Here is a 5,793-nt window from a genome sequence, read left to right as displayed (position 1 = left end):
GTCGCCAAGATCCCGGCCGGCGGCGTCACGCAGGCGGACGGCGAGGCGCTCGCGGCCAAGGCCGCCGCCGGCGCAGTGACCGTCAACCTGGAGATCCGCACCTACGCGGAGACCCGGCACACCTACAACGTGATCGCCGAGACCAAGGGCGGCGACGCCGACAACGTGATGATGTTCGGCGCCCACCTGGACTCGGTGGCGGCCGGCCCGGGCATCAATGACAACGGCTCCGGCTCCGCCGGCATCCTCGACGTGGCCCTGAACCTCGCCCACGAGAACGTCAAGAACAAGGTGCGCTTCGCCTGGTGGTCGGCTGAGGAGTTCGGCCTGCTGGGCTCGGAGGCGTACGTCAACAGCCTCTCGGCGGCGGACCTTGCGAAGGTCAAGCTGTACCTGAACTTCGACATGATCGCCTCGCCGAACTACGCCCAGTTCGTCTACGACGGCGACGACTCCGACCAGGTCGGTGCCGGCCCCGGCCCGGAGGGCTCGGCGCAGCTGGAGCGGCAGATCACCGACTACCTGGACAGCCGCGGCATCCCGAACGAGGGCACCGACTTCACCGGCCGGTCGGACTACGGGCCGTTCATCGAGGTGGGCATCCCCTCGGGCGGCACCTTCACCGGCGCCGAGGGCATCAAGACGGCCGAGCAGGCAAAGGTGTACGGCGGTAAGGCCGGTGTCGCGTACGACGCCTGCTACCACGCCGCTTGCGACACCCTGAAGAACATCAACATGAAGGCGTTCGACGTCAACGTCGACGTCATCGCCAACGCGGTGGGCCAGTACGCCTGGGACACCAGCCTTCTGAGCAAGCCGGTGGCGCCGCAGAACACCAAGGGTTCGGCGGGCAGCGGCGGTGGCCTGCACGAGGGCCACGACCACGAGGTCACCGAGTAACTCCCGGTACACGCAGGGGAGGGCCGGACTGTCCGGCCCTCCCCCCTCAGAATGCGGTGCGTAGTCGCCTCAAGCAGATGATGGATCAGGCGAGTGCTGATCAGGCGGCCGGCGTGGCCGGGAACTGGGCGAGAGCGAACGGGAGCAGACCCGCCCCGGCCGGCTCGGCGCAGAACGCGGACTGAGCGTCTGCGAGCGGATGCTCGACCAGCACGGCTTCGAGCCGGTCCGTGAAACCCCCACCCAGCGACGGATCCGCCGGCCGCGATCAGCCCCCGTCGCCACAGCCGTCCCGTCCGCGGACGCCGAGGCGGATGCGTGCGGTTGCTGCCCTGGCTGCGACTGCTGCGACTGACCGCCCGCGGATTCGGGAGCGCCCCGGTATCGAGGCCCTACCGAATCCGCCCGGTGGATCGGACTCGGTTCGTGCCGAGGCCGTCAGACGTGGGCGCGATGGTGGGCCAGTAGCGCGTGCGCGTCGTCGTGGCCGGTGTCCGGGTCGGCGTGGACGAGGGCGGCGGTCAGCCGGGGAACGGCATGCAGGAGTGCGTGCTCGGCGTCGACGGCGACCCGGTGCGCGTCGCGGACGCTGAGTTCGCCCGCCACGACGATGGCGACCTCGGCCCGCAGCTGATGGCCGATCCACCGCATCCGAAGCTCGCCCACCTCCACGACACCGTCCACCGCACGCAGAGCGTGCTCGGCGGTGTCCACCAGAGCGGGGTCGACCGCGTCCATCAACCGGGCGACGACCTCCCGGACGGCTCCCCTGAGCACGGCGAGGATCGCGACGGTGATCAGCAGGCCGACGATCGGGTCCGCCAGGCGCCAGCCGAGCGCGGCGCCGCCTGCGCCGAGCAGGACCGCAAGGGAGGTGAAACCGTCCGTGCGGGCGTGCAGCCCGTCGGCGACCAGGGCCGCCGAGCCGATCCGCTTGCCCGTGGTGATGCGATAACGGGCCACCCACTCGTTGCCGATGAAGCCGATCAGCGCGGCGGCGGCAACCGAGGGCAGGTAGCTGATCTCCTGCGGGTTGAGGAGCCGGTCGACCGCGGTCCAGGCAGCCAGCGCGCAGGAGGCGGCGATCGTGAGGACGATGAAGATGCCGGCCAGGTCCTCCGCCCGGCCGAAGCCATAGGTGAACCGCCGGGTGGCCACCCGTCGCCCGAGGACGAACGCCACGCCCAGCGGGAGAGCGGTCAGCGCGTCGGCGGCATTGTGGATGGTGTCGCCCAGCAACGCGACCGAATCGGACAGCACCACCACCACGGCCTGCAGGACGGCGGTGAGGCCCAGGACGCCGAGGGATATCCAGAGCGTGCGCATGCCCTCGGCAGAGGCCTCCATCGCCGAGTCGACCTTGTCCGCAGCCTCGTGACTGTGCGGCTTGACCAGGTGCCCGACCTGGTGTCTGAACTGCGACCACCGGCCCGCCCCATGACCGTCATGGTCGTGCTGGTGGCCGTGCTCTGCGTGCCCGTGGTCACCGTGGTCGTGGCGGTGCGGCTCGTGGTGGGTGCTCCGGTCGCTCACGGCAGCTCACGCCTTCCGGATTCGGGATCGGCAAGGCAGACCGGTTGGACACCGGACGCTCATCGTCCATTATGTGCATATGAGTGCACGCATGCACCTATCAGGTGCGCAGGACCCGCAACAGCGAAATGAAAGCGACCGGTACGCCATGGCCGCGGAGGTGTTGGGGCTGCTGGCCGACCGCACCCGCCTGACCCTCCTGGGGCGGCTGGCTGAAGGCGAGGCCGACGTGAGCACCCTCACCGAAGCGTGCGCGGTGGCCCGGCCCTCGGTCAGCCAGCACCTCGCCCGCCTACGCCTGGCCGGACTGGTCACCACCCGCAAGGAAGGCCGCCGGGTCATCTACGCTCTGCCGCATGGACATGTCAAGCGTCTGGTCGACGAGGCACTCAGGTCCGCCGACCACCAACTCGGCGACCTCCCAACCCACGACTGACGCTGCTCACGGCAGAACGACTGACTCGGTACCTGCTTCGCGCCGACCGACACCGCGATCGGGGTCCGTACAGCGGAACGCGTGATGTCGGAGACATGGAGATCGAGATCCTGGTCGTGCCCAACTGCCCGAACGAGAAGCCCGTCAACGAGCATCTACGCCGCGCGCTCGACGACGCCGGGCCCAACGGCGCCACTTTCCAGGGAGGTTCCCTCCGAGTTCGCACCTTCGAATCCACTCGTCGAGGCAGAGCGGGCACCCTTGAAGAAGACAGCGTGCACCTTGCCGTCCGTCACGAAAGGTGCGAAGTGGGGGTGGAATTCGCTGCCTTCGTTCCCTGCCGCGCAGCGAATGGGGAAGCTGTCCCGGAAGTCCGGGGTCTCGGAGAAATGGCTGCCCGGATCGATGTGCTGACCCGGGCCGCCATGACGTACTGGTAGTCACGACCCGCGCCGGCCTGCCGGAGTACCCGCTGGTGACCACCATCACCGCCACCGGCATCCTCGACCCGGACTGGAAGTTCTGGCACCACGGAGGCGAGAAGCTCGTCCTGGCCGTCGGCAGCAGGGCGGTGGAGAAGGCAGGCAAGGCGCTCGGAGACCTCGCCACCATTCAGGGCGTTCCGCAGGATGCCACGTGGCCGGTTGCCCTCGACTTCCTCAGTGACGTGTACAAAGTGCGCCGTCTGATGGTCGAAGGAGGCGGCGCCGGTCGGACACCGATCACATGCGACGACGCTGCCCTCGGGCGCGCCCGGGCTCCGTCGCTTAACGCGCTCCCGTGAGCCGCCGTGATCGGACCCGGTCGGGACATCTGCGGCCACACCAGCAACACGTCGCTCATACGACCCTGTTGACGCGTGCCAATGGTGATCATAGGCTGCCTCGCCGTCGGCTCCGGCGCGCACCCGGAATCCAGATTCCGTCCGTCTGTGCGCGGCCACCCCTCGTCGACCCGTCGACGGCGGGTCCGGGGTCGCTGTCCGACTGCACCACCTGCACCGCCCGGTACCGACAACTCCAGGAGGAGCAAGTGAGAAGACGTCGCGCGGCCACCTGGGCCGCCTCAGCCGTCATCACCACCTTCGCGTTGACCGGCACGCTCGCCGGATCCGCCGCCGCAGCGCCCGGCGCAACATCCGGGCCAGCCACTGCGGCGCAGGCCCGGTCGGAGGCGGTGGCCACCGCGACCGACCCCGTCACGCACGAGGAGAACGACCGCGTCCCGAAGGGCTCGCTCTGGACGCAGCACTACTTCCCGTCCTCGGACGGCAGCGGAGTCGAACTGCACGCCGACGTGCTGCGCCCGGCAGACCTGCCGGCGGATGCGAAGACGCCGGTGATCCTTTCGGTGGGCCCGTACTTCTCCCACGCGGGGGAGAGCAGTCCCGCGGGATGGGACCGGGTCGGGCCATCGGCGCGCTTTCAGGACTTCATCGACGGCGCGCGGCTCATGGAGCGTGGATACACCTTCGTGATGGTCGACCTGCGCGGCTTCGGCGGCAGCACCGGGTGCCTGGACTTTCTCGGCCCGGGGGAGCAGGCCGACATCAAGGCGGCCGTCGAGTGGGCAGCGAGCCGGCCGTGGTCGACCGGCAAGGTCGGTATGTACGGCAAGTCGTACGACGCAAACACCGGGCTCGCGGCCAATACCCTCAAGCTCAAGCCTCTGCGGGCGATCGTTTCCCAAGAACCGACGTGGAACAGGTACAACTACCTGTACAGCAACGGGGTGCCGCGTTCCAACGTGACCAGTACCCCACGGGGTTACTACTCGATCGCGACGATGGCGCCGCTGGCCGACGACAGCGACCACTACAAGGCGAACGCGGGGTACGAGAAGAACCACCCCGAGTGCGAGAGTGACAACCTCACCAACACCCAGAACCCGGACCCGAAGTCGCCGTTCTGGCGTGCCCGCGATTTCGCCTCCCGCGCCGCCGGATCCCAGACGCCGCTGTTCGTCACGTCGGGCTTCATCGAGGACAACACCAAGCCCGAGGAGATGCAGAAGTACCTGGCCAACCACCAGGGTCCGCAACGCGGTTGGATCGGCCAGTGGGAACACGTACGCGGTAACGAGACCAATGCCAAGGGTCAGCTCAAGATGGGACGGGCGGGCTGGTTCGACGAGGTGATGCGGTTCTACGACCAGTACCTCCGCGGCATCGAACCGTCGGTGACCGACCCGGCGTTCTCCCTCGAGGACAGCCTCGGCAACTGGCGCGCCCAGCCGACCTGGCCGGTGACCAACGACTCGTACAAGGTGCGGCTGGCGCCCGGGCAGTACGTCGACGACGGCGGCAAGACGCAGAAGGCCGCCCTGCCGATGACGGCGCCGGAGTCTCAGGGCTGGGACATCGAGTACGCGCCGGAGGCCGGTTCGCTGACGACTGACCGGACGAGTGCGCTCAGCACCGACGCACCCGCCAACAGTTACTGGACCTGGTCCACGCCCGCCGCTGAGCAGGTGCGGATCACGGGCAGCCCGGAGATCACGCTGAAGACCAGGGGGCGGGGCAACGTCTGGGCACGGCTGTGGGACGTCGCTCCGGACGGCAAGGCGACGATGTTCGACGAGAACGTCGCACTGCTGGAAAGCAGCGGATCAACCTCCTTCGCGCTGAAGGCGACGGACTGGTCCTTCGAGCAAGGGCACCAGCTGGGGGTCCAGATCGGAACCATCACCTCGAACGGCTGGCGGAGCGTTCCCTCGGGTGAGACGATCACGGTCTCCGACGCCCGGCTCGCCCTCGAGGTGCAGGACCCGCGGTTCGACTCGCCGACCCAGGGTGACCGCTCGCCGTACCTGGACACGTACGTGAGGGCGAACACCACCACGCTGGACAACGTCGGTACCCCCACCTTCCCGCTGGGCATCTCAAAGAACGGATGACCTAGCGGCTGCCCGGCACCCGCCTGGGC

The 5,793-nt window shown here is 68.8% G+C and carries 6 protein-coding genes; 5 read left to right on the top strand and 1 reads right to left on the bottom strand.

Going from position 1 to position 5,793, the window contains the following annotated elements:
* The coding region (locus tag ACFU8Q_RS38365; protein WP_384463873.1) for a M28 family metallopeptidase at window positions 1–900 on the top strand (900 nt) is incomplete at its 5' end.
* Between the two features lie 438 nt (window positions 901–1,338).
* Here ACFU8Q_RS38365 and ACFU8Q_RS38360 read toward each other — a convergent pair.
* Window positions 1,339–2,433, bottom strand: a complete 1,095-nt coding sequence (locus ACFU8Q_RS38360) for a cation diffusion facilitator family transporter (RefSeq protein WP_384463870.1) — start codon at window positions 2,431–2,433, stop codon at window positions 1,339–1,341.
* A 79-nt stretch (window positions 2,434–2,512) separates the two neighbouring features.
* Between ACFU8Q_RS38360 and ACFU8Q_RS38355 the strand changes: the two genes are divergently transcribed.
* From ACFU8Q_RS38355 to ACFU8Q_RS38340, 4 genes are all read left to right on the top strand, one after another.
* The gene (locus tag ACFU8Q_RS38355; protein WP_384463867.1) at window positions 2,513–2,869 is read left to right on the top strand and encodes an ArsR/SmtB family transcription factor; all 357 of its coding nucleotides are present in this window, start codon (window positions 2,513–2,515) and stop codon (window positions 2,867–2,869) included.
* A 95-nt stretch (window positions 2,870–2,964) separates the two neighbouring features.
* Window positions 2,965–3,309: a hypothetical protein gene (locus ACFU8Q_RS38350; RefSeq protein ID WP_384463864.1), complete on the top strand. Its 345-nt coding sequence runs from the start codon at window positions 2,965–2,967 to the stop codon at window positions 3,307–3,309.
* Between the two features lie 35 nt (window positions 3,310–3,344).
* On the top strand, window positions 3,345–3,653 hold the full coding sequence (locus tag ACFU8Q_RS38345) for a hypothetical protein (RefSeq protein WP_384463861.1): 309 nt from the start codon (window positions 3,345–3,347) through the stop codon (window positions 3,651–3,653).
* Between the two features lie 248 nt (window positions 3,654–3,901).
* Window positions 3,902–5,764: a CocE/NonD family hydrolase gene (locus ACFU8Q_RS38340; protein WP_384463858.1), complete on the top strand. Its 1,863-nt coding sequence runs from the start codon at window positions 3,902–3,904 to the stop codon at window positions 5,762–5,764.
* The last annotated feature ends 29 nt before the right edge of the window (window positions 5,765–5,793 follow it).

It is taken from the genome of Streptomyces sp. NPDC057543 (genome assembly GCF_042801895.1).
In the GTDB taxonomy this organism is placed as follows: domain Bacteria; phylum Actinomycetota; class Actinomycetes; order Streptomycetales; family Streptomycetaceae; genus Streptomyces.
This window is presented reverse-complemented; position numbering and strand designations above follow the sequence as displayed.